The sequence below is a fragment of the Pseudomonas sp. JV245A genome (genome assembly GCF_032424515.1).
Taxonomy (GTDB): domain Bacteria; phylum Pseudomonadota; class Gammaproteobacteria; order Pseudomonadales; family Pseudomonadaceae; genus Aquipseudomonas; species Aquipseudomonas protegens.
The window spans coordinates 49,007-71,784 of record NZ_VYKE01000020.1 but is presented as its reverse complement, the minus strand read 5'-3'; the positions used below and the strand labels follow the sequence as shown (position 1 = coordinate 71,784).

22 protein-coding genes and 1 other RNA gene are annotated in these 22,778 nt (G+C 59.6%); 8 read left to right on the top strand and 15 right to left on the bottom strand.

The annotated features are described in order from the left end of the window. The coding region (locus F6S12_RS08870; RefSeq protein WP_315868850.1) for a cupin domain-containing protein at positions 1 to 163 on the top strand (163 nt) is incomplete at its 5' end. Positions 164 to 228: 65 nt separating this feature from the next. Here F6S12_RS08870 and F6S12_RS08865 read toward each other — a convergent pair. The 12 genes from F6S12_RS08865 to F6S12_RS08810 all read right to left on the bottom strand — a co-directional run bounded on the left by F6S12_RS08865 (position 229) and on the right by F6S12_RS08810 (position 13,214). Then, positions 229 to 615 carry a DUF6124 family protein gene (locus tag F6S12_RS08865; protein WP_183001322.1) on the bottom strand — a complete coding sequence of 129 codons (387 nt, stop codon included), beginning with the start codon at positions 613 to 615 and terminating at the stop codon, positions 229 to 231. A 500-nt stretch (positions 616 to 1,115) separates the two neighbouring features. Then, positions 1,116 to 1,631 (bottom strand): hypothetical protein, encoded by a 516-nt coding sequence (locus F6S12_RS08860; RefSeq protein WP_183001323.1) that lies wholly within the window; start codon positions 1,629 to 1,631, stop codon positions 1,116 to 1,118. Continuing rightward, positions 1,624 to 2,682, bottom strand: a complete 1,059-nt coding sequence (locus F6S12_RS08855) for a hypothetical protein (protein ID WP_315868849.1) — start codon at positions 2,680 to 2,682, stop codon at positions 1,624 to 1,626. Before F6S12_RS08855 ends, F6S12_RS08860 begins: the two co-directional genes overlap by 8 nt. Before the next feature lie 621 nt (positions 2,683 to 3,303). Then, positions 3,304 to 3,492 carry an N-terminal phage integrase SAM-like domain-containing protein gene (locus tag F6S12_RS08850; RefSeq protein ID WP_259652355.1) on the bottom strand — a complete coding sequence of 63 codons (189 nt, stop codon included), beginning with the start codon at positions 3,490 to 3,492 and terminating at the stop codon, positions 3,304 to 3,306. 623 nt (positions 3,493 to 4,115) lie between these two features. Next, positions 4,116 to 4,643 (bottom strand): hypothetical protein, encoded by a 528-nt coding sequence (locus tag F6S12_RS08845; RefSeq protein ID WP_183001325.1) that lies wholly within the window; start codon positions 4,641 to 4,643, stop codon positions 4,116 to 4,118. Position 4,644: 1 nt separating this feature from the next. Then, positions 4,645 to 5,038: a transfer-messenger RNA gene (gene ssrA, locus F6S12_RS08840) on the bottom strand. Positions 5,039 to 5,126: 88 nt separating this feature from the next. Further along, positions 5,127 to 5,414 carry a hypothetical protein gene (locus tag F6S12_RS08835; protein ID WP_015634102.1) on the bottom strand — a complete coding sequence of 96 codons (288 nt, stop codon included), beginning with the start codon at positions 5,412 to 5,414 and terminating at the stop codon, positions 5,127 to 5,129. A gap of 210 nt (positions 5,415 to 5,624) precedes the next feature. Further along, positions 5,625 to 8,435: an FAD-binding and (Fe-S)-binding domain-containing protein gene (locus F6S12_RS08830; RefSeq protein WP_315868848.1), complete on the bottom strand. Its 2,811-nt coding sequence runs from the start codon at positions 8,433 to 8,435 to the stop codon at positions 5,625 to 5,627. Continuing rightward, a complete protein-coding gene (locus tag F6S12_RS08825; protein ID WP_072451309.1) occupies positions 8,432 to 9,103 on the bottom strand; it encodes a lactate utilization protein C in 672 nt (223 codons plus the stop codon). Before F6S12_RS08825 ends, F6S12_RS08830 begins: the two co-directional genes overlap by 4 nt. After that, positions 9,103 to 10,557, bottom strand: a complete 1,455-nt coding sequence (locus F6S12_RS08820; protein WP_102878319.1) for a LutB/LldF family L-lactate oxidation iron-sulfur protein — start codon at positions 10,555 to 10,557, stop codon at positions 9,103 to 9,105. Before F6S12_RS08820 ends, F6S12_RS08825 begins: the two co-directional genes overlap by 1 nt. Continuing rightward, positions 10,554 to 11,378: a (Fe-S)-binding protein gene (locus F6S12_RS08815; protein WP_315868847.1), complete on the bottom strand. Its 825-nt coding sequence runs from the start codon at positions 11,376 to 11,378 to the stop codon at positions 10,554 to 10,556. Before F6S12_RS08815 ends, F6S12_RS08820 begins: the two co-directional genes overlap by 4 nt. Before the next feature lie 141 nt (positions 11,379 to 11,519). Then, a complete protein-coding gene (locus tag F6S12_RS08810) occupies positions 11,520 to 13,214 on the bottom strand; it encodes a lactate permease LctP family transporter (RefSeq protein ID WP_315868846.1) in 1,695 nt (564 codons plus the stop codon). Between the two features lie 261 nt (positions 13,215 to 13,475). Between F6S12_RS08810 and F6S12_RS08805 the strand changes: the two genes are divergently transcribed. Then, positions 13,476 to 14,243 carry an FCD domain-containing protein gene (locus tag F6S12_RS08805; protein WP_072451306.1) on the top strand — a complete coding sequence of 256 codons (768 nt, stop codon included), beginning with the start codon at positions 13,476 to 13,478 and terminating at the stop codon, positions 14,241 to 14,243. Between the two features lie 81 nt (positions 14,244 to 14,324). On the opposite strand, the gene smpB is transcribed toward F6S12_RS08805, so the two are convergent. Beyond that, positions 14,325 to 14,807, bottom strand: a complete 483-nt coding sequence (gene smpB, locus F6S12_RS08800; protein ID WP_011059180.1) for an SsrA-binding protein SmpB — start codon at positions 14,805 to 14,807, stop codon at positions 14,325 to 14,327. 117 nt (positions 14,808 to 14,924) lie between these two features. Between smpB and F6S12_RS08795 the strand changes: the two genes are divergently transcribed. From F6S12_RS08795 to F6S12_RS08785, 3 genes are read left to right on the top strand one after another with little or no spacing between them, the layout of a single operon-like run. After that, positions 14,925 to 16,328: a sodium-dependent transporter gene (locus F6S12_RS08795; RefSeq protein WP_161467229.1), complete on the top strand. Its 1,404-nt coding sequence runs from the start codon at positions 14,925 to 14,927 to the stop codon at positions 16,326 to 16,328. A 7-nt stretch (positions 16,329 to 16,335) separates the two neighbouring features. Then, positions 16,336 to 16,770 carry a type II toxin-antitoxin system RatA family toxin gene (locus F6S12_RS08790; protein ID WP_011059182.1) on the top strand — a complete coding sequence of 145 codons (435 nt, stop codon included), beginning with the start codon at positions 16,336 to 16,338 and terminating at the stop codon, positions 16,768 to 16,770. Further along, a complete protein-coding gene (locus F6S12_RS08785; protein ID WP_053149012.1) occupies positions 16,763 to 17,077 on the top strand; it encodes an RnfH family protein in 315 nt (104 codons plus the stop codon). The genes F6S12_RS08790 and F6S12_RS08785 overlap by 8 nt, the downstream gene beginning before the upstream one ends. A gap of 60 nt (positions 17,078 to 17,137) precedes the next feature. Here F6S12_RS08785 and F6S12_RS08780 read toward each other — a convergent pair whose 3' ends face one another. Beyond that, positions 17,138 to 17,665, bottom strand: coding sequence for an outer membrane protein assembly factor BamE (locus F6S12_RS08780; protein ID WP_011059184.1), 528 nt, complete (start codon positions 17,663 to 17,665; stop codon positions 17,138 to 17,140). A 98-nt stretch (positions 17,666 to 17,763) separates the two neighbouring features. Between F6S12_RS08780 and fur the strand changes: the two genes are divergently transcribed. Beyond that, on the top strand, positions 17,764 to 18,168 hold the full coding sequence (fur, locus tag F6S12_RS08775; RefSeq protein WP_011059185.1) for a ferric iron uptake transcriptional regulator: 405 nt from the start codon (positions 17,764 to 17,766) through the stop codon (positions 18,166 to 18,168). Positions 18,169 to 18,262: 94 nt separating this feature from the next. On the opposite strand, the gene recN is transcribed toward fur, so the two are convergent. Beyond that, entirely contained in the window at positions 18,263 to 19,936 is a 1,674-nt protein-coding gene (gene recN, locus F6S12_RS08770) for a DNA repair protein RecN (RefSeq protein ID WP_053149013.1), read from the bottom strand. Positions 19,937 to 20,186: 250 nt separating this feature from the next. Here recN and grpE point away from each other — a divergent pair, with 250 nt between their 5' ends. Together grpE and dnaK are read left to right on the top strand one after the other, a co-directional pair. After that, the gene (gene grpE / locus F6S12_RS08765; RefSeq protein ID WP_011059187.1) at positions 20,187 to 20,753 is read left to right on the top strand and encodes a nucleotide exchange factor GrpE; all 567 of its coding nucleotides are present in this window, start codon (positions 20,187 to 20,189) and stop codon (positions 20,751 to 20,753) included. Positions 20,754 to 20,855: 102 nt separating this feature from the next. After that, positions 20,856 to 22,772 (top strand): molecular chaperone DnaK, encoded by a 1,917-nt coding sequence (dnaK, locus tag F6S12_RS08760; protein ID WP_011059188.1) that lies wholly within the window; start codon positions 20,856 to 20,858, stop codon positions 22,770 to 22,772. The last annotated feature ends 6 nt before the right edge of the window (positions 22,773 to 22,778 follow it).

Below are 22,778 nucleotides of genomic sequence, written 5' to 3'. Positions count from 1 at the left end.
CGCCCTGGTGCTGTCGGGCCGCGTGCGGATTCAGTTCAAGACCGGGGAAGCGGTGAGCATTGGCCCACAGGAGACGGCCTACTTCAACAGCAGTGTCGGCCATATCTACCTGGCGGAAGGGGAGGAGGATGCGGAGGTGATGGTGGTGATGTCGGAGCGCTGAAGCCCCTGATCATCAAGCAACAGCGCGGCGGATTGTGCTGCCGCGCCGTGCATTCGTGGCGCGTTCTACTTCAGCGATGGCCTGTGGCGACTGCCATCGAGCAGGGCATCCACCACGGCCCGGGCCATCTCCACCGAGTGCACCAGGGACCAGATCAGGCCGCGCTCGATGCCGCTGCCGCGCTCGGTGATTTCATCGGAGACTTCTTCGGCGCTTTTCAGCAGCAGGGAGACGTGGAGCAGGGCTTCTTCGGCGCTGATGCCGCCGCGTACCGAGAACAAGGAGTCGCGACTTACTGGGGTGCTGATGGTTTTTTTCAGTGACTGGATCAGAGAGGCATCGGCAGGCTGAAGTGACAGTTTTTGCCGGACCTGCTGGTTGGCCAGATCGTGCTCGGGGTTTCTGCCGCGCTGGGCTGCAGTGTGGGGAGGATCGGGGACGAGCTTTTTCATGGCGTAACTCCTAATCGATGGTAGGAGCCTTCACCGTCGCTGCTAAACGATAGGGTGGCGGCCGTTCGCAGGTTAGCAGTACCGGTCGATTAGGAACCCGGCGCACCCGAAGGTGCCCTGCGCACGGCCGCCATAAAGCGGAGCCCAAAAAAAGCGCCACGTAGATGGCGGCGCTGTGCGCCTAATCGATTGCGGGCTGCTAAACCCGGTCACTGTAATGTGCAGTGACGGATCGAGGCTAGCCAGCGGGTACACCAGGCGCAAGCGGCTAGGAGTTTCTAGGAAAGTTCGCACAATAGAAAGAGACTTAACGCTGCTTCGGGGGAACGAAGGCGTGGTCTGTGAGTGCGGGGAGGTGGTGGTTGGCGATGGTGGCGGAACGTTAAGGCCAGAAACAACAAAGCCCGCACAAGGCGGGCTTTGTTGGTGCTTCGTTTGGTGGGCCGGGGGAACCCGCGTCTGACCCTTTTGTTTCGCTGCATCCAAAGAAGAAGCTGTCATTAACGAATGTCGGCGTTTCGTTCTTGCGCTTCCCTTCGGGTGTGCAGGTCATCTATAAAGAGGTAGTTAGCATAAATCACGCTGAACACAGCAGAGCATTGGACGAAGGTGAGGAACATTATTACTGCAACGCTGGCGGCTCTCACTGCATCACGGTACTCCAAGTAAGCAGGAAGTCCTGTAATCAAAAGCTTGCCTAGGTATATTAGCGTTATTGATATTGCAACGGCTCCTGACTCCATGATACTGCCGACAATACTTTCAAGTCGTCGAGTGTCTTGCATTGTGGCCGTAAAGTCAGCGATTTTTATTTTGTCAGGGTCTTGCAGCCTTTTAATCGCGTTTGGGTAGACAAACGCTATCCATATTCCCATGATCGTGAAGACCATCCCCGAGATGGATAAAAGTGTATTGCAGTAATCCTTGAAGTCAGAGTAACTAAACTTCAACTCCTGAAAATATACGGCTACACCTATTATGGTGGCCGTTATAACCATTATTAATAATCTAACCATTCGCTGTGACCTGTTTTTTCAACATGTCTTTCCTGATTGGGCCTAAGTATCTGTCTCTATTTTCCTTAACTCTAGCATAGATCTCGTCGGCGTTGAAAACCGGTTGGTTGTTATCATCCAGAGAGATGTGATCTGTCAGTCGATATTTGCTGGCCCAAACAATAGAGTTTGACTTGTCAAGCACAAAGCCTACGTCCTCCCAAGACTTGGTGTCATGGTCTGCGGCATAGGTCTCGATTATGTGCTCAAGTTCTTCGACAGTGGGCTTTGCTTCTACGCGTAGTTCTACTTGGCGAATTGAGTTATCTTCAGCAGATATATAAGGAACTTCAAAGTTTTTAAAGATTTTCGCGAAGCCCTTTCGTTTGTTTACTTCTTTGATGGATACGGTTTCGCGTCTTACTATTTGAGTTACTTTTCTCGCCAAGTTTTGCATTTCTGCAGAGGACGTAGAAAGAGATTTCATTGATACATCAAATTGAAAATAGTATTTGAATTTATCGTCTGCTATCTCGAAGCGGGTAAAACCCTTCTCGGTTGTGGTTGCGACATATTCAGGTAATGGTACTCGGAAGTTCATGCAGCCACTCACCCAGTCCTGGAACATAGCTGAATCTGTTCTGGAGTTATCGAACTTTATAGAAGCCACAATGTTGAGTTCGGGGATCACCCAGTAGTAACACGGGCGCCCCCAGATCATCTGTTTGTTGCCTTTTGTCTTTGTTTGTTCAACGACCTGTTCGATGGATCCATCAGGATTTATCGTGATGCCATACAGCGGGCCGTGGCGATCTGAATCTCCTTTCCACAACACTAGGAAGAAGTCCCCGTTACTAGTGTCATGGTGAATTGCATGGCAATAACAGTGCGTCTTGTTTTTTTTCTTTGAGGCGTCCCATGGATTTGTTGCTTCGAAGTTTCGATCTTCTTTCCAGCTCTTAAGCTTGGTGAATGTTTCGGCTAGGTCCAAACCGTTTGGGCTTTCACTGAAGTGACGATAGAGTCCGCATTTATTCACACTGAAAAAATTAATGTAGCCACTCTGAAGCATTTCCAAAAGTCCTTTTAGGTGATTTGCCTCAACTTATCATTGGTGGTGGCTATGCGCTATCTTTACAGTCGGCTTTCCGATCAGAGTCGAATCCAAACAGAACCTCTGCTCGATGGCCCGAGTTATCGCCAGCAGAGGCATCCACCGACCATAGACTAATCGGTATGTCCCATTCGCTTGGCCACCCACATCGTTTTCCTGAGCGGCCCATCACCTGCCCAGCGCTCTAGCGTGCGCGGGTTCTGGAAGACTTCGGCGTCAGCCAAGCACGTCTGAGCCTTCAATGCCTCCATTGCAGGCCTTAGCCGCTTCACGCTTCGGCGCCCTGCTGCCGTCTTCGTTGTCTCGACCTTGCCCTTGCTGGCCAGGGTAATTGCCCGGCTCACCATAACCTTCTCGCGTAGCTAGTCGATATCGCCCCAGTCCAGCGCAACTAGTTCACTGGTGCGCAGGACTGTCCACAAAGCGAACATGCATTATGTTGCGAGTCTGGTCGGAGAGGGCGCCCAGCACTGCCTGCTGCTCTCTAGGGCTACATCATCCTTCCTTGAGCGAGTAGGTCCAGCCCGCCAGCGGGTTTACCTCGATCAGCTCCTCATCGGTTGCATCGTCGAGTGCCGATCACAGGCAGCTCTGTATATTGCTGAACGTCTTGTTGCTGACCTCCAGGGTGGCCAGCCAGTCACGCACGTCCTTTCTTTTCAGGTCGACCACCATCTTGTCGCCAAGCGCAGGAACCAACATGAGCTCAACCAGCTTTCGGTAGCCGTCGAGGGTGCTGCTGGAAATGTGCTTTCGCTTCTCTTCCAAACGACGCGATCGACATCAACAACCCGGCACACTGCGCTTGCTGATGCTCAGGATTATCGTGCATGAGAACGGTGGCAACCCCTACACAGATGCTGTGTTCGAGGAAGGCCTGCGCAGTGCTTTAAAGTGAGCGCCGGGGCCTGGTGGGTGGTTGGCATTCTGCTGGCCGTCGTCTTGGTGTTGGTAGTCGGCGCCGTCATGGGTGCCTGGCCTCAAGGCATTACCGGCCGCTACACGACACAGCCCAGACGGATCTGGCCACGGTAAAGGCCGGTCGCGACAACCTGGAGGCTTTGGCGGGCGAACAAGGCAGGAAGCTTGGCGAGTTGGTGCTGGCTAGCCATGAGCGCGAGTGTCGCGCCGCTCAGGCCCAGGCTGACGCCAAGGAGCTGGCCCAGCACGACTACTCGGCTGCGAATCGACTGCTGTAGGAGCGTATTGGCGGTGAGCTGGCACCGGTCGCCAAATCTATCATTGATCAGGGGCTGGGGTTATGAAGTGGTTGCTGGTGGGAATAGTGGCGCTATTGGTCGGGTGTGTATCCCGAGAGCCTGAAGTTCGCAAGAAGACCAACAGCCTGGAGCTAAAGGTGCGTGCGCTGCTGGCAGAGCTCCTGCACCGGATCATTCGGCGCTTAGCAGGCAGCGCAACTTCTCGTCGTCCAGGATGATGTCATGATCATGGCTCAACAGGCTGGCTACCGCCGGAACCAATGGAATTAACTTTGTTTGCCCCGTGGGTTCGGCGTAGTTCTTACCACTGATCCAGAAAGCACACCCGCCACCCAATGATCCGCTTTTATCAAGATATATTTTTGACGGGCTCCCTTTCTTGGTGAGTCGAACGCTGCTGACCCGCGCCAATGTGTAATGGTTCATGTGACCCTGCCCCATGTAAATTATCAGTGAGTCACCGACCTTGGGCGGTGTCTCTATAAAGTGGGAGCGGGTGCTGTCGTCGTCAAAGTTCAATCGGCGTCTGGCAAAAACTATGTCGAAGGGTTCCGAGTGCATTACGACTTCTCCAGATTGATGTCCGTTGTCTGCTTGTCGAGCAGCCATAAAGCTGGCATTACCCAGCCAAAACAATCCATTCAGGCATAAAAAAGGCACTTGCGATGATCGCCAAGTGCCTTTTTTGTACTGCTTCATTTGGTGGAGCCGGGGGGATTTGAACCCCCGTCCGCCAGTACTCCGCTGTCGGTACTACATGCTTAGCCGTGTCTATTGAGTTAACCCTCAGCGACCCGACGGGCAGGGTGCTTTGGGCGAGTTGTGTAAGTTTTAGCCGCTTCGTCCACAACGTACTGCACGGCGATTCTGTTCTATATGACAATCATTTTGGGTTTACAGACATCCCCTGATGATTGCTGGACCCGAAGGTACCAGGGGGGAAGGGCTAAGGCTGCTTACGCAGCGAGAGCGTAATCCCCGTAGGTTTCGTCATTGGCAACTATAGGAAGTTGCAACAGTGGATTTACGAGTTCTGTTACCAACTCGGCATGCACCTAAAGTTTCGCAACCGGCGTCGAATCCTAAACGGCCCCGAACCTGTTGTGCATTACCAACAGGTGGGCGGATTCTACGCTAACCGAGGCCAGAAGGCCAACCCGAAGGTTGGCCCAATGCATCGGCCTACTGATCGCCCTTGGTGTTGTTCTGCAATTGCTGGATGGCCTGGGTGGTCAGGGAGATGCAGTTCTTGGTGCCTTCCTCGGTGCCTTTGGCGTGTTCGGCGGTGGCTTGCTGGACCTTGGCGTCGATGTCGCTGCTCAGGTCCGAGCTCATGGCTTCGGTGCTGACCTTGGCATCCTTGATTTTTTGCAGGTTGATCTGGCACAGGTCCTCTTGCCCGGCGGCAAACACCGGGGAGGCCAGCATCGCGGCGGTAATGAACAGTCCAGCCAGTGCGGAACGCTTCATGGTTATCTCCTTGATCGCAGGGGCTCGGTGTTGCCGGTCAACAGGGCCGGCTGCCGAGTGGGCTAAGCCCTTTTTTGCGGGCCTAGAAAATGGACTGTAGCCGCGCTCTGGGGTTCTGTTTTTTTTTCGAAGAAATGAAAAAGCCAGGGGCGTCTTCCGCCAGGCACAAAAAAGGGGCGAAAACGCCCCTTGGTTGCGCGATTCGATGGCTCAGACCGCCTTGGCCCGGGTGACCCGATCCACCAGGTAGACCAGCCCGTGATAGTCGATCCCGCCATGCTGGCTGAGGCCGATTTCACAGGTGCGGCTGGTGGAGATGCCTTCGCTGCAATACTGCACCGCGTCCTTGAGGCTGCGTAGGGAGTGGGCATTGAGTTCCGGGGTGGTGAAACCCTTGTCGCCGGCGAAACCACAGCAATGGATGCCTTCGGGGATCACCACGTTGTTGCTGCAACGCCGGGCCAGTTCGATCAGCGCCTGGCTCTCGCCCAGGTGCTGGGTGCTGCAGGTGACGTGCACCGCGATCGGCGCTTCCTGCGGCGTGAACTCCAGGCGCTCCAGCAGGTGGGTGCGGATGAAGCGCACCGGGTCGTAGAGGTCCAGGCGCACGTCCCCCAGGTCCTGCACCAGGCGCAGGGTGCAAGGGCTGGTGTCGCAGTAGATCGGGTCGAGGCCGCCCCGGCTGGCGTGGAGCAGGGCGCCGATCAGTTCCTGGCGCTTGTCCTCGGCCTGGGTGGCGTAGCCCTTGGAGGCGAACGGCTGGCCGCAGCACAGGTTGTCCAGGTTGTCCGGCAGCACAACTTGATAGCCGGCCTTTTCCAGCAGGCCGCGGGTTTTCTCGTAGAGTGAGCTTTGCTCCTTGTCGCCCGCCGCTGGCCCCATGACCCGGGACACACAGGCTGCCAGGTAAACCACCCGCGGACGCGCGTCGCTGACGCTCGGGCTGAAGCGGATGGCCTTTTCCGGCTGGGGCATGGCGCTGCTCCACTGCGGCACCTGGCCTTTGGACAGACGCGTCAGGCTCGCCGACAGCTTGCTCAGGCGCGGCGCGCCCAGGAGCATGCGCGCACCGTTGGCCACGTGCAGGGTGAAGCGGGCGCCCTGCAAGGTGGTGGCGAAGTGCGAGCCGAGCCAGTCGGCGGTGCCGTTATGGGTGGCGTGTTCACTGCGCAGTTTCTTCACCAGCTCGCCGGTGTTGATACCCACCGGGCAGCGCTGGGCGCACAGGCCGGTGGCGGCGCAGGTGTCGATGCCCTGGTACTGATAGGCCGCTTCCAGTTCCGTGGTGTCGATGCCGGCCCGTTTGCGTGCCTGGATATCACGCCAGATGACGATGCGCTGGCGCGGGCTCAGGGTCAGCCCCTTGGACGGGCACACCGGCTCGCAGAAGCCGCACTCGATGCACTTATCCACAATCTCGTCGGCCGCCGGCAGTGGCTTGAGGTGCTTGAGGTGGATCTGCGGGTCTTCGCTGAGTACCACGTCCGGGTTGAGGATGTTGTTGGGGTCCAGCAGGCGCTTGAGCTGCCACATCAGCTGGTAGGCATCGCTGCCCCATTCCAGCTCGACGAAGGGTGCCATGTTGCGCCCGGTGCCGTGCTCGGCCTTCAGCGAACCGCCGAATTCCACCGCCACCAGTTGCGCCACGTCGTCCATGAACGCCTGGTAGCGGTTCACTTCCTCGCTGCTGTTGAAGCCCTGGGTGAAGACGAAGTGCAGGTTGCCCTCCAGGGCGTGGCCGAACAGGATCGCTTCGTCGTAGTGGTGCTTGTCGAACAGCTCGATCAGGCGATTGACGCCGATGGCCAGCTGTTCCACGGGGAAGGTCACGTCTTCGATGATCACCGTGGTGCCGGTCTTGCGCACCGCGCCCACCGCCGGGAAGGTGTCCTTGCGGATCGCCCAGAGCTTGGCGTTTTCCTGCGGGTCTTCAGTGAAGTCCACCTGCTTTTCCACCGGGAAGGCGGCCAGGGAACTCATGATCTGCGCCAGTTGCTCGTGCAGCAGAGACGAGGATGCGGCGCGGGACTCGATCAGCAGCGCGCAGGCATTGGCCGAGAGTTGCTGGACGAAGGCTGGCATGCCGGGCTTGTCCTGCACCGAGCGCAGGCTGCGGCGGTCCAGCAGTTCCACCGCCGACACCGGCTGGCTCTTGAGCACGGTCACCGCGTTGCAGCAGGTTTCCACATCGGGAAAGACGATCAGCGCCGAGGCCTTGTTCGGGTGGTCGATCACCGTGTCGTAGGTCACCGCGCTGATAAAGCCCAGGGTACCTTCGGAGCCCACCAGCAGGTGGCTGAGGATGTCCAGCGGCTCGTCGAAATCCACCAGGGCATTGAGGGACAGGCCGGTGGTGTTTTTCAGCCGGTATTTGTGGCGGATCTTCGCCGCCAGTTCGCTGTTGGCGCGGGTGCTGCGGCCCAGCTCGGCCAGGCGCTCCAGCAGCGGACCATGGCTGGCGCGGAAGGCGGCGATGCTGGCCTCATCCTCGGTATCCAGACGCGTGCCATCGGCCAGTACCAGGCGAATGCCGGCCAGGGTGTGATAGGTGTTCTGCGCGGTACCGCAGCACATGCCGCTGGCATTGTTGGCGACGATGCCACCGATCTTGCAGGCGTTGATCGAGGCCGGATCGGGGCCGATCTTGCGCCCGAAAGGTGCCAGCCAGGCATTGGCCTGGGCGCCGATCACACCAGGCTGCAGACGAATCTGCGTACCCTGGTGGCGAATCTCCTTGCCGTTCCAGTTATCCCCCAGAACGATCAGCACCGAGTCGCTGATGGCCTGCCCGGAAAGGCTGGTGCCCGCCGCACGGAAGGTCACCGGCACCCGGTCGCGCTGGGCCAGCTGGAGCAGGGCGACCACTTCGTCCTCGGACTCGACGCGGATCACCAGCTTGGGGATCAGCCGGTAGAAGCTGGCGTCGGTGCCGAAGGCCAGGGTCGAGAGCGGGTCGTCGAAGCGCCGCTCCTGGGGAATCAGTTGCTGGGCATCACGCAGAAAAGCGGCCGGTAGGCTCATTGGTCCTCCAGGATCAGCACCACCAGGTCTTTCGGGCCGTGGGCGCCGTAAGCCAGGACTTGCTCGATATCAGCGGTCTTCGACGGGCCGGACACCAGCAGCGCGTTGGTCGGCATGCCGGCGGCCCAGTTCATCTGTTGCTGCACCTGATAGAAGTTGTCGCGGATCTCGCTGGCCTTGAGCAGGGCGAAATGCACCGGCGGCACCAGGCTCATCAGCCGCGGCTCTTCCCGGGTCGGCCAGAGGATCAGGCTGCCGGTGGCGGCGATGGCGCCCAGGGTGGTCGTGAGGCTGGCCGGGGTGTCGTTGAACAGCTCGGCTTTCCATTCTTCCACCGGGCGGTCGTAGGCCTTGAGCGCCGGCAGTTGCGGCCGCTCGGCCCAGTACTGGGTGACCCGCTGGCCGTGGGGCGTGCCGGGGGCGATCAGCAGGCTGGGCAACTGGCGTTCCTGCAGCAGGCGGGCCAGCAGTTCGGGCCAACCGGCGCCGGTGCTCAGGTGGATTTCGGTGTGCACTGCTTCCATCTGTTTGCGCAGTTGCGGGATGCGTTGTTCCGCGCTGTAGCTGTAAGGCTCGGTGACCAGCGCCTCGTCGAAGTTATCCACAATCGGCGTGGTGCCGCTCAGGCTGTTGCGCAGCTTGGCGAGGATGTTGTGTTTCGCGCTCATCAGCGGTCTCCCTGCTTGTCCAGGTGCTCACGGGCCAGATCATGCAGCGACCGGGCGGCGGGTTTTGGCGCACTGTGGTTCTGCGTCCAGGGGCCGACCTTGCTCGGGGTGAGGGCGCGCAGCCGGGTGGCGGCCAGGGTGAACAGGCGATACAGGGTCGGCGAGCTGTTGAGGCGGGCCCAGGCGTTCCAGATGAAACGTTCCTTGCGCGAGTACTTGCTGCCCTGGCCGCGCATCACTTGATGGGGGCTGTCCGGGGCCTTGACGTTTTCTTCCCGCAGGCGCCGCAGCAGCGCCGGGATCGGGATCTTCACCGGGCAGACTTCGCCACAGGCGCCGCACAGCGACGAGGCGCTGGGGTGATCCGGCACCTTGGCCAGACCGACCATGTGCGGGGTGATGATCTTGCCGATCGGCCCCGGGTAGACCTCGCCATAAGTGTGGCCGCCGACCCGGGTGTAGACCGGGCAGTGGTTCATGCAGGCGCCGCAGCGGATGCAGTTCAGGGTCTGGCGCAGTTCGCTATCGGCAAAGGCCTGGCTGCGGCCGTTGTCCAGCAGCACCAAGTGCACTTCCTGGGGGCCGTCCAGCTCATGCTCTTTGCGCGGGCCGGAGATCATGTTGACGTAGGTGGTGATGGGCTGGCCCAGGGCCGAGCGGGTCAGCAGCGACAGCAGCGGCACCACGTCCCGCAGGTTCTCGACGACTTTCTCGATCCCGGTGACGGCGATGTGCACTGGCGGCACGGTGGTGGACATGCGCCCGTTGCCTTCGTTTTCCACCAGCAGCAGGGTGCCGGTCTCGGCCACGGCGAAGTTGACGCCGGAGACGCCGATATCGGCTTCGAAGAATTTCTGCCGCAAGACCTTGCGACCGATCTGAATGAGTTGGTCAACGTCCTTGGTGTACTCCACGCCGAGTTTGTCGTGGAACAAGGACGCGACCTGACCGGCATTCTTGTGGATCGCCGGCATAATGATGTGTGAAGGCTTCTCGTGGTCGAGCTGGACGATGAACTCGCCCATGTCCGACTCAAGGCATTCAATGCCTTGTTCAGCGAGGACATGGTTCATTTCCATCTCTTCGCTGACCATCGATTTGCCCTTGATCACTTGCCGCGCCTCGTGAGCGCGGATGATCGAGAGGACGATGCCATTGGCCTCGTCCACCGTTTCCGCCCAGTGCACTGTCACACCGTTGCGGGTCAGGTTCTGTTCCAGGCGCTCGAGCAGGTCGGGCAGCTTGGATAACGCCCGGGCGCGAATCGCGTTGCCCAGGGCGCGTAGGTGTTCTCTTTCGTGGGCATCGCTGAACGAGGCCGCACGCTTGGCCATGAGTGAGTCCATGGCGCTGCGAAAGTTGTTTCGCAGTTGTTTGTCCCCCAGGGCTTCGTGGGCCCGGGTTCGGAAATCGTCCGCCACGTTGGTGGTCGGAATCAGCTCGGGGGTGCTCATTGTGCACCTCCAGTACGTTGCCAGAGGAAACTCGCCAGGTGTTGGCCGCGCAATGCCTCTTGTTGTTTCTCCAGCGCGCCGTTGATGTTCATCAAGCAGCCGCAGTCGGCACTCAGTACCTGATGCGCGCCGGATTCCTTCAGCGCCCGGGTCTTGTCCGCGACCATGGCGCCGGAGATGTCCGGCATTCGGACGCTGAAAGTCCCGCCAAAGCCACAGCATTCGCTTTCGTGGCTGTGTTCTACCCGTTCCACGTTGCTCAGCTGTGACAACAACTCACGGCCGTGCAGGTGGGTGTTCATTTCCCGGCGTGCCGAGCAGGAGGTGTGCAAGGCCACCTTGACCGGAGCGCCACTGTCCTTGAGCTGCACCCTGCACACGTGCAGGAGGAACTCGGCCAGTTCATAGGTGCGGGCGGCCAGGGCCTGCACTTGTTGCAACGTCTCGGGCTCGTCCTTGAACAAGTCCGCGTAATGCTCGCGCAGCATGCCTGCGCAGGAACCCGACGGCACCACCACCGGATAGTCGCCGGCAAACAGCGCCAGTTGCGAGCGGGCCACGGTGCGCGCCTGCTCGGTGTAACCCGAGGTGTAGGCCGGTTGTCCGCAGCAGCTTTGCCCTTGCGGGTACTCCACGCGAATGCCTTCGCGCTCCAGCAGGTGAATCGCGTCCATCCCGGCTTCGGGATAGAACAGGTCGACCACACAAGTGCCGAACAGGTAGACCCGCGACGGCTTCGCGCTGGGGTACTGCCGGGGTTCGGCCAGCGGCGGTGCGACACGGGTCGCATTGGGCACGGCGTTGTAGAAAAGCTCGCTCATCAGGCGTGTCTCCGGGTGGTCCCGGTTATTCGTCCGTTGCGGCGGCTGAAAGATAAACCAGCAAGCTTTCAGCAGCCTTGCAGACCGGGTGGTGAATGCGGACGCCGCGGGTGAGGGCGGCGTCGGTTCTTTCGGTGTTGCTTAGTGCACCAGCATGCCGGTGAACCAGTAGGCCTGGGCCAGGGTGATCAGACCGACAATAGTGGCAAAGAACAGGCTGTGCTTGAGGGTGAAGCGGAACAGGTCCGATTCCTTGCCCACCAGGCCGGTGGCGGCGCAGGCCACGGCGATCGATTGCGGCGAGATCATCTTGCCGGTTACGCCGCCGCTGGTGTTGGCCGCGACCAGCAGGGTGTCATTGACCCCGATCTGGTGTGCGGTGGTGGCCTGCAGCGAGCTGAACAGGGCGTTGGACGAGGTATCGGAGCCGGTGAGGAACACCCCGAGCCAGCCCAGGAACGGCGAGAAGAACGGGAACGCTGCGCCAGTCGCTGCCAGCACCAGGGCCATGGTCGAAGACATGCCCGAGTAGTTGGTGACGAAGGCGAACGCCAGCACCATGCCGATGGACAGGATCGGCCAGCGCAGCTCGTAGAAGGTATCTTTCAAAGTGGTCAGACCAGTTTTGAAGTCGATCTTCAGTACCAGCATGGAGATCAGCGCGGAGAAGAAGATCGCCGTGCCGGTGGCCGAGATCGGGTCGAGCTTGAACACCGCCGGGATGGCCGTTGGCGTGGTCACGATCGGTGCCATCTTGATCACCAGCTGATCCAGGTGCGGGATGGCGAAGTTGAACACCCAGCCGTACATCGAGCCGCCGGCAGCGAACATCGCCTTGAAGGGCTTGAGGGTCCAGATGGTCACCAGCACGGTGAGGATCAGGAACGGCGACCAGGCCTTGAAGATCTGGCCCAGGCTGTAGGGTGAGGCCTGGGTTTGGCGTGGCTGGCCGAAGCCACCGGCACTGGCGGTGATGGCCGCGCTGGAGGTGGCACCGGCAATCTGCGCGCCGGCGGTGCGCTTGGGCTGCCAGATTTTCAGGAACAGGGTCAGGGAGATCAGGCTGGCCAGGGCCGAGGTGATGTCCGGCAGTTCCGGGCCGATGAAGTTCGAGGTGAAGTACTGGGTGACGGCGAAGCTCAGGCCTGCCACCAGAGCGGCCGGCCAGGTCTCTTTGACGCCGCGCATGCCGTCCATCATGAACACCAGCCAGAACGGCACGAAGAGCGACAGCAGCGGCAGCTGGCGGCCGGTCATGGCGCCGATCTTGAAGGCGTCGATGCCCGTCACTTGGCCGGCGACGATGATCGGAATCCCCAGGGCGCCGAAGGCCACTGGCGCGGTGTTGGCGATCAGGCACAGGCCGGCGGCGTACAGCGGGTTGAAGCCCAGGCCCACCAGCAGGGCGGCGGTGATCGCCACCGGCGCGCCAAAGCCGGCAGCTCCTTCAAGGAAGGCGCCGAAGCAGAAACCGATCAGCAGCACCTGCAGGCGCTGGTCGTCGGTGATCGACAGCACCGAGCTGCGGATGATTTCGAACTGGCCGCTCTTCACGGTCAGCTTGTAGAGGAAAACGGCGGCGACAATGATCCAGGCGATGGGCCACAGACCGTAGGCAAATCCATAGCCAGCGGCAGCGAGGGCCATGTCGGCGGGCATCTGGAAGGCGAAGATCGCCACCAGGATCGACAAGGCCAGGGTGATACTCCCGGCGACGTGTCCTTTGAGACGGAACACGGCCAGAGCCAGGAAGAAGAACACGATCGGGATGACGGCGGCGAGGGCGGACAGGCCGAGGCTGCCAAGCGGGCTATAGAGCTGTTGCCAGGTTTGCATAATGGGGTGGCCCCTAATTGTTGTTGGTCAGGCACTGCTAGCGTCTTGGTTAATTGGTAAGACCAATTTACAAACGCTGTTGGCTAGGGTAAAAGCCTTGTGCTCGGTGTGTCAATTTGCCGCCCTAAAACTTTTGTCGAATGCGCTATGGCGCGGGCATCTGATCGGTGCAAATGGCCGTGTTCTGACAGGTGTTGGCGCGCCATGAATAGGCCAGAATAGAGCCCCCCGGCGAAGGGTCGGGAGGGTGGAGAGTGAGTTATGGGGTTTGATCAGATACGCCAGCGCCGTTTGTCCGACGATATCGTCGAGCGTCTGGAAGGGATGATTCTTGAAGGCACCTTGACGGCCGGCGAGCGGCTGCCGGCCGAGCGCGCCCTGGCCGAGCAGTTTGGTGTCTCCCGGCCCTCACTGCGCGAGGCGATCCAGAAATTGACGGCCAAGGGGTTGCTGATCAGTCGTCAGGGCGGTGGCAACTACGTGGTGGAATCCCTGGGCTCGACCTTCAGCGATCCTCTGCTGCACCTGCTGGAAAACAACACCGATGCCCAGCGCGACCTGCTGGAGTTCCGGCATACGCTGGAAGCCTCCTGCGCCTATTACGCGGCGCTGCGGGCGACGGCAGTGGATCGTGAGCGGCTGACTCAAGCCTTCGAGGAGTTGCAGGATTGTTATTCCCGCTCCGACGATGTCAGTCGTGCCGAGGAGGGTGCGGCGGATGCCAAGTTCCACTTGGCGATTGCCGAGGCCAGCCACAACGCCGTGCTGCTGCACACCATCCGCGGGCTGTTCGACCTGCTCAAACGCAACGTGGTGACCAACATCGGTGGCATGTACAAGCAGCGCACGGAAACCCGCGACATGCTGATCAGCCAGCACCGCGACCTGTACCAGGCAATTATCGAAGGGCGGGCCGAAGAGGCGCGGGAAATCTCCAGCCGGCACATTCTCTATGTGCAGGAAGTGCTCGAAGAAGTGCGTCAGGAAGTGCAGCGAGTGGCCCGGGCCGAACGGCGCAAGGGCATGTAATGCAAATCGCCGGCAAGCCGGCTCCTACCTGGGTGTTGTAGGAGCCGGCTTGCCGGCGAAAGCGACCTCAAGGCAGGAAGATCAGTCTTCCTTGCCCTTGGTGCGCACCGCACGCTGCAGTTCGCGATCGGAATCGCGCTCGCGTTCGGTATGACGCTTGTCGTATTCCTTCTTGCCCTTGCCCAGTGCGATCTCACACTTGACCAGGTGCTTGCTCCAGTAGAGCGAAAGGCATACGCAGGCATAACCCTTCTGTTGCACGGCGGCAAACAGCTTTTCCAGCTCGCGCTGGTTGAGCAGCAGCTTGCGCGAGCGCGTAGGGTCGGCAATGACGTGGGTGCTGGCGGTGGTCAATGGCGTGAAGTGGCTGCCGAGCAACCAGGCTTCACCATCCTTGAGCAGCACATAACTGTCCACCAGCTGTGCCTTGCCTGCACGCAGACTCTTTACTTCCCAGCCGGCCAGGACCATGCCAGCCTCGAACCGATGTTCGATGAAGTAATCGTGACGCGCCTTTTTATTTTGCGCGATGGTCCCTGTTGGGTGTTTCTTCTGTTTAGCCATAGGGGCGGCATTATAGGGAGTTGCGCGCGCGTCGGCTACGGTGACGCAGCGTGCTTGAGCAGGTTGATTGAATCCCGGACAATGCGCGCTCTTTTTTTTCGGTTGGGCGTGTTAACGATGTCGACAGACAGGGTCTCTGTCCACGGCGGCTGGGCAAGCCGCTGGGTCTTTATACTCGCTGCAACTGGTTCGGCCGTGGGCCTGGGGAGTATCTGGAAATTCCCCTACATGGTCGGCGTCTATGGTGGTGGTGCCTTTGTCCTGGTGTTTCTGGCGTGTATTGCGCTGATCGGGTTGCCGGTGATGCTGGCGGAAACTCTGATTGGCCGCCGCGCGCGGCAAAGCCCGGCGAATGCCCTGAAGGTGCTGGCCCTGGAGGCCGGGCATTCGGCCAGGTGGTCCTGGGGCGCCTTTGCCGGAATGATCACGGCGCTGCTGATCCTCTCCTTCTATAGCGTGGTGGGTGGTTGGTCCCTGGACTACATCATCGACATGGGGCGCGGCGATTTTCAGGGTGTCACGGCGGATCAGGTCGGCGCCTATTTTTCCGCGGTGACGGCCGACCCCTGGCGCCTGACCCTGTGGCACACGCTGTTCATGCTGTTGTCGGCGCTGGTGATTGCCAAGGGTGTGGTGGCCGGGCTTGAGCGCAGTCTGCGGGTCATGATGCCGCTGCTGTTCGTGATGTTGCTGGTGCTGCTGGGCTACAGCATGACCACCGGGCATTTCATGCAGGGCCTGCACTTCATGTTCGACTTCAGCCTGGAGCGTTTGCTGGACGGGCTGTTACCAGCCATGGGGCACGCGTTCTTTTCCCTCAGCGTGGGAGTGGGCTCGATCATGATCTACGGCGCCTACATGCCCAAGCATTCGTCCCTGGCCGGCACCGTGGTCGGGGTGGCGCTGCTGGATACCTTCGTTTCGCTGGTGGCTGGGATGGCCCTGTTCCCCATTGTATTTGCCGCCGGGCTGAACCCCAGCGAAGGGCCGGGGCTGATGTTCATCAGCCTGCCGTTTGCCTTCGGGAATGTGGCGTTCGGCCAGCTTATGGGCGTAGTGTTCTTTATCCTGGTGGCGATCGCTGCCTGGAGTTCGGCCATTTCCTTGTTGGAGCCGATGGTGGCTTATCTCGTCGAGAGGACTAAAATCCGCCGCGGCTGGGTGACATTCTGGCTGGCGTTCAGTTGCTGGTTCGTGGGATTGGGAACGGTGTTCTCTTTCAACATCTGGCAACAGGCCAAATTTTTCGTGAACGAAGGCGGCGTTTTTCATCTCTACCAATGGGGCGCGGCCGGCGGTCTGGACTTCTTTGGTGTGATCGACTTTTTCACCTCGCGGATCATGTTGCCTCTTGGCGGTTTGTGCTTCGTGGTATTTGCAGGTTGGGTGATGGGCCGTGAGGCAGTTCGTGATGAGCTGTCGTTACGTAGCCCGCTGTTGTTCACTCTGGCCTTGTTTTTGATGCGCTATGTGGCGCCCGTCGGCATTCTTGTGGTGTTTGCCGCCCAGTTGTGGAAATGAAGCTCACATGACGACCCATATTCAACGTTCGGCCCTTCTGCCCTATCCGGCGCAGTTCCTTTACGACCTGGTCAATGACGTGGCCCGGTACCCGGAGTTTCTGCCCTGGTGCTCGTCGGCCGAGGTGCTGGAAAGCAGTGAAGAGCGGATGCGCGCGAGCCTGGCGGTGGCCAAGGGCGGCATGAGCCAGCGCTTCGTTACCTGCAACAATCTGGTGCCGGGGCAGTCGATCGAGATGAATCTGGAGGAGGGGCCATTCAATCAGTTGCATGGCGTGTGGGTGTTCAAGCCGCTGGGCGAGAAGGCCTGCAAGATCAGCCTTGATCTGTCTTTCGATTATGCGGGGCCTTTGGTTCGAGCGACCTTGGGGCCGCTGTTCAACCAGGCGGCGAATACCCTGGTGGACGCTTTCTGCCAGCGGGCCAAGCAGTTGCATGGCTGAGCCGATGATTTCGATTGAGGTGGCCTACGCGGCTGTCGATCGCCAGGCGTTGATCAGTGTGCAGGTGCCTCAGGGGTCGACGCTGCGTGCAGCCTTGCAGGCTTCAGCCATCGGGCAGCAGTTTCCCGAACTGGATCTGGCGGCTTGTCCGGTGGGGATCTTCGGCAAGCAGGTCAGTGACCCTGAACAGCATGTGATTCAGGCGGGGGATCGGATCGAGGTCTATCGCCCATTGCTGGCCGATCCGAAAGAGGTTCGGCGTCTGCGGGCGGCGAAAGCGGCCGAGGCTCGCAAGCGCGAATCGTGATTGATGGTGACAGGCAATAAAAAGCCCGGGCATGCCCGGGCTTTTTTATTTCGCCACAAATTATTCCGGCGAAGTATCCAGTGGTTCAGGCGTAGGAACTGGCACGGTTTTCACGCCATCCACGTCCTTCTGGATCTGGTCGAGCAGCGAGCCAGGCTTGGCTGGTTTCTCGGCTTTTGGTTTCTCGACGTTCTCGGCAGGCGCTGTCACGGTGTTGGCGCTGTCCTTGCCCAGCAGGGCTTCGTCGCGGCTTACACCTGGCATGAAGTCACCGGCCAAGCTGACCAACTGGTCGTTGCCGTTGAAGATCAGGCTCACGCGTTCCTGTTGGCGTTCACCACCACCAGGCTGCAGGCTGTAGAGATAATCCCAGCGATCGGCATGGAACGTGTCGGTCAACAGAGGGTTGCCCATGATAAACCGTACTTGCCGTCGGGTCATTCCGGGGCGCAACTGGTCTATCATGTCCTGCGTGACGACATTGCCCTGCTGGATGTCGATTTTGTAAACCCCGGGGAATGAACAACCGGCGAGTGCGAGCAGTCCCACGAAGGTGAAACTGGTTAGCAAGAGCTTGGTGTTTTGCATCGGTGGGCGACTTCCACTATCTTGGCTGGGACAACGTAAACCCCGATCATACCCGCATTAAGAGAAGCTGCGAAGCAGCATCGGCGAGAAAGCTGACCATGGTTGAAAATAGCGAACTACGTAAAGCCGGCCTCAAAGTGACTCTGCCACGAGTCAAAATTCTACAAATGCTCGATTCCACCGAGCAGCGGCACATGAGCGCCGAGGATGTCTACAAGGCGCTGATGGAAGCTGGTGAGGATGTGGGTCTGGCCACGGTTTACCGTGTACTGACTCAATTCGAAGCAGCCGGACTGGTGGTACGCCATAATTTTGATGGCGGTCACGCTGTATTCGAGCTGGCGGATGGCGGTCACCACGACCATATGGTCAACGTGGAGTCTGGTGAAGTGATCGAATTCTTCGACGAAGAAATCGAAAAGCTTCAGAAGGCGATTGTCGAAAAGCACGGTTTCGAGTTGGTGGATCACAATCTTGTGCTGTACGTGCGCAAGAAGAAGTAAGCCCCTCACGCGGCGTTTATCGTCGTGAAACGATCGAAGGCGACCCTAGGGTCGCCTTCGTGTTTTGTGCCTATATAAAAGAAGCGCTGAAGGTTCAGGCCTTGGCGGTCACCACCATTTTCTTGGCGTGGGCCAGAGACTCCTTGGTCAGGTCGATGCCGCCGAGCATCCGCGCCACCTCCTCGACCCTCTCATTCTTGCCCAGCTTGGATACTGCGGTATGAGTGGCATCGCTGCCGCGCACCTTGTGCACGAACAGATGCTGATGCCCCTGGGCGGCGACTTGCGGCAGGTGTGTCACGGTCAATACCTGGCCGCGTTCGCCGAGGCGGCGCAGCAGCTGGCCGACGATCTCGGCTGTCGGGCCGCCAATCCCCACGTCGACTTCGTCGAATACCAATGTGGGAACCCGCGAGGTCTGCGCGGTGATGACCTGGATCGCCAGGCTGATACGTGACAGCTCACCGCCGGACGCGACTTTCGCTAGGGCCTTGAGGGGTTGCCCGGGGTTGGCACTGACCAGCAGTTCCACCTGCTCCAGGCCGTTGGGCAGCAGTTCATCGCTGCTGTTGGCGCGCAGTTCGATGGTGAAGCGCCCTCCGGGCATGCCCAGGCGCTGGATTTCCTGCTCCACTGCGCTGGCCAGGCTGGTCGCGGCCTGCTCGCGCAACTGGCTCAGTTCCTGGGCTTTCTCCTGATAATGACGAGCGAAGGATTGCAGCTCTTCGCCCAGCCGTTCGATGGATTCGTCATTGGCGTCCAGAGTCTCGATTTCATCCAGCAGGGTTTGCTGCATGGCGGCGAGTTCGAAGGGCTGGATGCGATGCTTGCGCGCCAGGGTATAGATGGCGTCGAGGCGTTCTTCGAGTTGTTGCAGGCGTGCCGGATCAGCGTCGAAGTGGTCAAGGAAACGATTCAACTCGCCCACGGCCTCTTCGACCTGGATCTGCGCGCTGGCCAGCAGGTTGGTGGCCTCGCCCAGGGAGCCCGAGGAGTTGCCGATGCTCGACAGGCGGTTGAGGCTGACAGTCAGGGCGTTCAGGACATTGCCTGAATCACTTTCGCTGCATTGCTCCACCACCTGGCGGCAGATGCCCAGCAGGGTTTCGGCATTGGTCAGGTTCTTGTGCTCCTGCTCCAGCTGTTCGAGTTCATTTTCCCCGAGCCCCAGGTTTTCCAGTTCTTCGAGCTGGTAGCTGAGCAGTTGATGGCGAGCGCGCTGCTCGTCGCCGGAGTTGGACAGGCGCTCCAGCTCCAGGCGGGTCTGGCGCCAGCGCTGCGCAGCCAGTTGCACCTGGCGCGCCAGGTCGGTTGCGCCGGCGTACTCATCCAGCAGGCGCCTATGGGTATCGGTCTTGAGCAGCGACTGGTGTTCATGCTGGCTGTGGATATCGATCAGCAGTTCGCCCAGGGCTTTCAAGTCTCCGAGCGGGCAGGGCGTACCGTTGATATAGCCGCGGGAACGTCCTTCTGCCGTGATGACCCGACGCAGGATGCACGGGCCGTCGGTGTCCAGGTCACGCTCGGCCAGCCAGGCGTGGGCCTCGGGGATATCCGCCAGATCGAAGGTGGCGAGGATATCGGCCTTGTCGGCTCCGGGGCGTACCACGCCGCTGTCGGCACGATCACCCAGGGTCAGGCCGAGCGCGTCGAGCATGATCGACTTGCCGGCACCGGTCTCGCCGGTAATGACGCTCATCCCGCGATCGAGTTCCAGATCCAGGTGTTCGACGATGGCGTAATTGTGTACGGACAGGTGCACCAGCATTAAGGCCGCTCCCAAACTAGATGTCTGGTTATTTATACAGTGTTTTGTTTCGGGCTGACAATGCTTTCCCTTAGCTCGATTTGCTTGGTCGTTCTGGCTTTTTAGTGCGCTCGGTAATGTCCACATACAGGATTTATCGGGTCGGAACGACTTTTGCTGTGGCTGCGGGCTTGAACCTTGAAAATGCGACCCCATATAGCTGGGCAGAAGAGTGAGCCCGGCTCACAGACGATATTGAAAGGAGAATTTCATGGCTGACGAACAGACGCTGGATACGCAAAATCTAGACGCCAATCAGGCTCCCGAGGCATCGGGTGATGACCTGGCGGCTCGTGTACAAGTGCTCGAAGAGCAACTGGCTGGCGCGCAGGATCAGGCTTTGCGTGTTGCTGCCGATCTGCAGAACGTCCGCCGCCGCGCTGAGCAGGACGTGGAGAAAGCTCACAAATTCGCGCTGGAGAAGTTTGCCGGCGACCTGCTGCCGGTGATCGACAGCCTGGAACGTGGCCTGGAGCTGTCCAACCCGGACGACGAAAGCATCCGCCCGATGCGTGAAGGCATCGAGCTGACCTTGAAGATGTTCCACGACACCCTCAAGCGTTATCAGCTGGAAGCCATCGATCCACACGGCGAACCCTTCAACGCTGAACAGCATCAGGCCATGGCCATGCAGGAAAGCGCGGATGTCGAGCCGAACAGTGTTCTGAAAGTGTTCCAGAAGGGCTACCAGCTCAACGGTCGCCTGCTGCGCCCGGCCATGGTCGTGGTCAGCAAGGCTCCTGCACCGGTTTCGCCTTCGATTGACGAAAAGGCTTGAAAACGGCTGTAGAGCCCCCATTTATCAGTCAAGCGTTTAAGTGCTACCGCAGTTTGCCACCACAGCTGCGGCATCCAAATCCAAAGTTTCGGGAGAGTTAACATGGGCAAGATTATCGGTATTGACTTGGGGACCACCAACTCGTGCGTCTCCATTCTTGAAAACGGCAACGTAAAAGTTATCGAAAACGCTGAAGGCGCGCGTACCACGCCGTCGATCATCGCGTACGCCAACGATGGCGAAATCCTGGTAGGTCAGTCGGCCAAGCGTCAGGCTGTCACCAACCCGCACAACACCCTGTACGCAGTAAAGCGTCTGATCGGTCGTCGCTTCGACGAAGAAGTTGTGCAGAAAGACATCCAGATGGTCCCTTACAAGATCGTCAAGGCTGACAACAACGACGCCTGGGTTGAAGTGAACGGCCAGAAAATGGCTCCGCCACAAATCTCGGCTGAAATCCTCAAGAAAATGAAGAAGACCGCCGAAGACTACCTCGGCGAAGCCGTGACCGAAGCGGTCATCACTGTTCCGGCCTACTTCAACGACAGCCAGCGCCAGGCGACCAAAGACGCCGGCCGCATCGCAGGCCTGGACGTCAAACGTATCATCAACGAACCAACCGCAGCCGCTCTGGCCTACGGTATGGACAAGGCCAAGGGCGATCACACCGTGATCGTTTACGACCTGGGCGGTGGTACTTTCGACGTTTCGGTGATCGAAATCGCTGAAGTCGATGGCGAGCACCAGTTCGAAGTGCTGGCCACCAACGGTGACACCTTCCTCGGTGGTGAAGACTTCGACATCCGCTTGATCGACTACCTGGTTGATGAGTTCAAGAAAGAAAGCGGCATGAACCTCAAGGGTGACCCGCTGGCCATGCAGCGCCTGAAAGAAGCTGCCGAGAAAGCCAAGATCGAGCTGTCCTCGAGCCAGCAGACCGACGTCAACCTGCCGTACATCACTGCAGATGCCACCGGTCCTAAGCACCTGAACGTGAAGATTTCCCGCGCCAAGCTGGAGTCGCTGGTTGAAGACCTGGTTCAGCGCACCATCGAGCCTTGCCGTATCGCGCTCAAAGACGCCGGTATCGACGTGGGTTCGATCAACGACGTGATCCTGGTCGGCGGCCAGACCCGTATGCCGCTGGTACAGAAGACAGTAACCGACTTCTTCGGTAAGGAAGCCCGCAAGGACGTCAACCCGGACGAAGCTGTTGCCATGGGTGCTGCCATCCAGGGTGCGGTACTGGCCGGCGACGTGAAAGACGTACTGCTGCTGGACGTCAGCCCGCTGACCCTGGGTATCGAAACCATGGGTGGCGTGATGACCGCGCTGATCGAGAAAAACACCACGATTCCTACCAAGAAATCCCAAGTGTTCTCGACTGCCGACGACAACCAGGGCGCAGTGACCATTCACGTACTGCAGGGCGAGCGCAAGCAAGCCGCGCAGAACAAGTCCCTGGGCAAGTTCGACCTGGCCGACATTCCACCAGCTCCACGTGGCGTGCCGCAGATCGAAGTGACCTTCGACATCGACGCCAACGGCATCCTGCACGTAGGTGCGAAGGACAAGGCTACCGGCAAGACTCAGTCGATCGTGATCAAGGCCAACTCGGGTCTGTCGGATGAAGAGATCCAGCAGATGATCCGTGACGCTGAAGCCAACTCGGAAGAGGATCGCAAGTTCGAAGAACTGGCCACCGCCCGTAACCAGGGTGATGCGCTGGTGCACTCGACTCGCAAGATGGTGGCTGACGCCGGTGACAAAGTGACCGCGGAAGAGAAAACCGCAATCGAAGCCGCCGTGGTTGCCCTGGAAGCTGCCGTCAAGGGCGACGACAAGGCTGCCATCGACGCCAAGGTCGAAGAGCTGTCGAAAGTCTCGGCCCCGGTTGCCCAGAAGATGTACGCCGAACAGGCCCAGCCTGCAGAAGGCGCGGCACCGCACGCCGAGTCCGCTGAAAAAGCCGACGATGTCGTCGACGCCGAGTTCGAAGAAGTAAAAGACCACAAGTAATGGCTT

Coding starts and splice junctions, on each gene's coding strand:
- F6S12_RS08865 (WP_183001322.1), bottom strand. CDS start 615: ATGAAAAAGCTCGTCCCCGATCCTCCCCACACTGCAGCCCAGCGCGGC.
- F6S12_RS08825 (WP_072451309.1), bottom strand. CDS start 9,103: ATGAGCGCGAAACACAACATCCTCGCCAAGCTGCGCAACAGCCTGAGC.
- smpB (WP_011059180.1), bottom strand. CDS start 14,807: ATGGCTAAACAGAAGAAACACCCAACAGGGACCATCGCGCAAAATAAA.
- fur (WP_011059185.1), top strand. CDS start 17,764: ATGGTTGAAAATAGCGAACTACGTAAAGCCGGCCTCAAAGTGACTCTG.
- grpE (WP_011059187.1), top strand. CDS start 20,187: ATGGCTGACGAACAGACGCTGGATACGCAAAATCTAGACGCCAATCAG.
- recN (WP_053149013.1), bottom strand. CDS start 19,936: ATGCTGGTGCACCTGTCCGTACACAATTACGCCATCGTCGAACACCTG.
- F6S12_RS08820 (WP_102878319.1), bottom strand. CDS start 10,557: ATGAGCACCCCCGAGCTGATTCCGACCACCAACGTGGCGGACGATTTC.
- F6S12_RS08795 (WP_161467229.1), top strand. CDS start 14,925: ATGTCGACAGACAGGGTCTCTGTCCACGGCGGCTGGGCAAGCCGCTGG.
- F6S12_RS08855 (WP_315868849.1), bottom strand. CDS start 2,682: ATGCTTCAGAGTGGCTACATTAATTTTTTCAGTGTGAATAAATGCGGA.
- F6S12_RS08780 (WP_011059184.1), bottom strand. CDS start 17,665: ATGCAAAACACCAAGCTCTTGCTAACCAGTTTCACCTTCGTGGGACTG.
- F6S12_RS08835 (WP_015634102.1), bottom strand. CDS start 5,414: ATGAAGCGTTCCGCACTGGCTGGACTGTTCATTACCGCCGCGATGCTG.
- F6S12_RS08805 (WP_072451306.1), top strand. CDS start 13,476: ATGGGGTTTGATCAGATACGCCAGCGCCGTTTGTCCGACGATATCGTC.
- F6S12_RS08815 (WP_315868847.1), bottom strand. CDS start 11,378: ATGAGCGAGCTTTTCTACAACGCCGTGCCCAATGCGACCCGTGTCGCA.
- F6S12_RS08785 (WP_053149012.1), top strand. CDS start 16,763: ATGGCTGAGCCGATGATTTCGATTGAGGTGGCCTACGCGGCTGTCGAT.
- F6S12_RS08810 (WP_315868846.1), bottom strand. CDS start 13,214: ATGCAAACCTGGCAACAGCTCTATAGCCCGCTTGGCAGCCTCGGCCTG.
- F6S12_RS08790 (WP_011059182.1), top strand. CDS start 16,336: ATGACGACCCATATTCAACGTTCGGCCCTTCTGCCCTATCCGGCGCAG.
- F6S12_RS08830 (WP_315868848.1), bottom strand. CDS start 8,435: ATGAGCCTACCGGCCGCTTTTCTGCGTGATGCCCAGCAACTGATTCCC.
- F6S12_RS08845 (WP_183001325.1), bottom strand. CDS start 4,643: ATGAAGCAGTACAAAAAAGGCACTTGGCGATCATCGCAAGTGCCTTTT.
- dnaK (WP_011059188.1), top strand. CDS start 20,856: ATGGGCAAGATTATCGGTATTGACTTGGGGACCACCAACTCGTGCGTC.
- F6S12_RS08860 (WP_183001323.1), bottom strand. CDS start 1,631: ATGGTTAGATTATTAATAATGGTTATAACGGCCACCATAATAGGTGTA.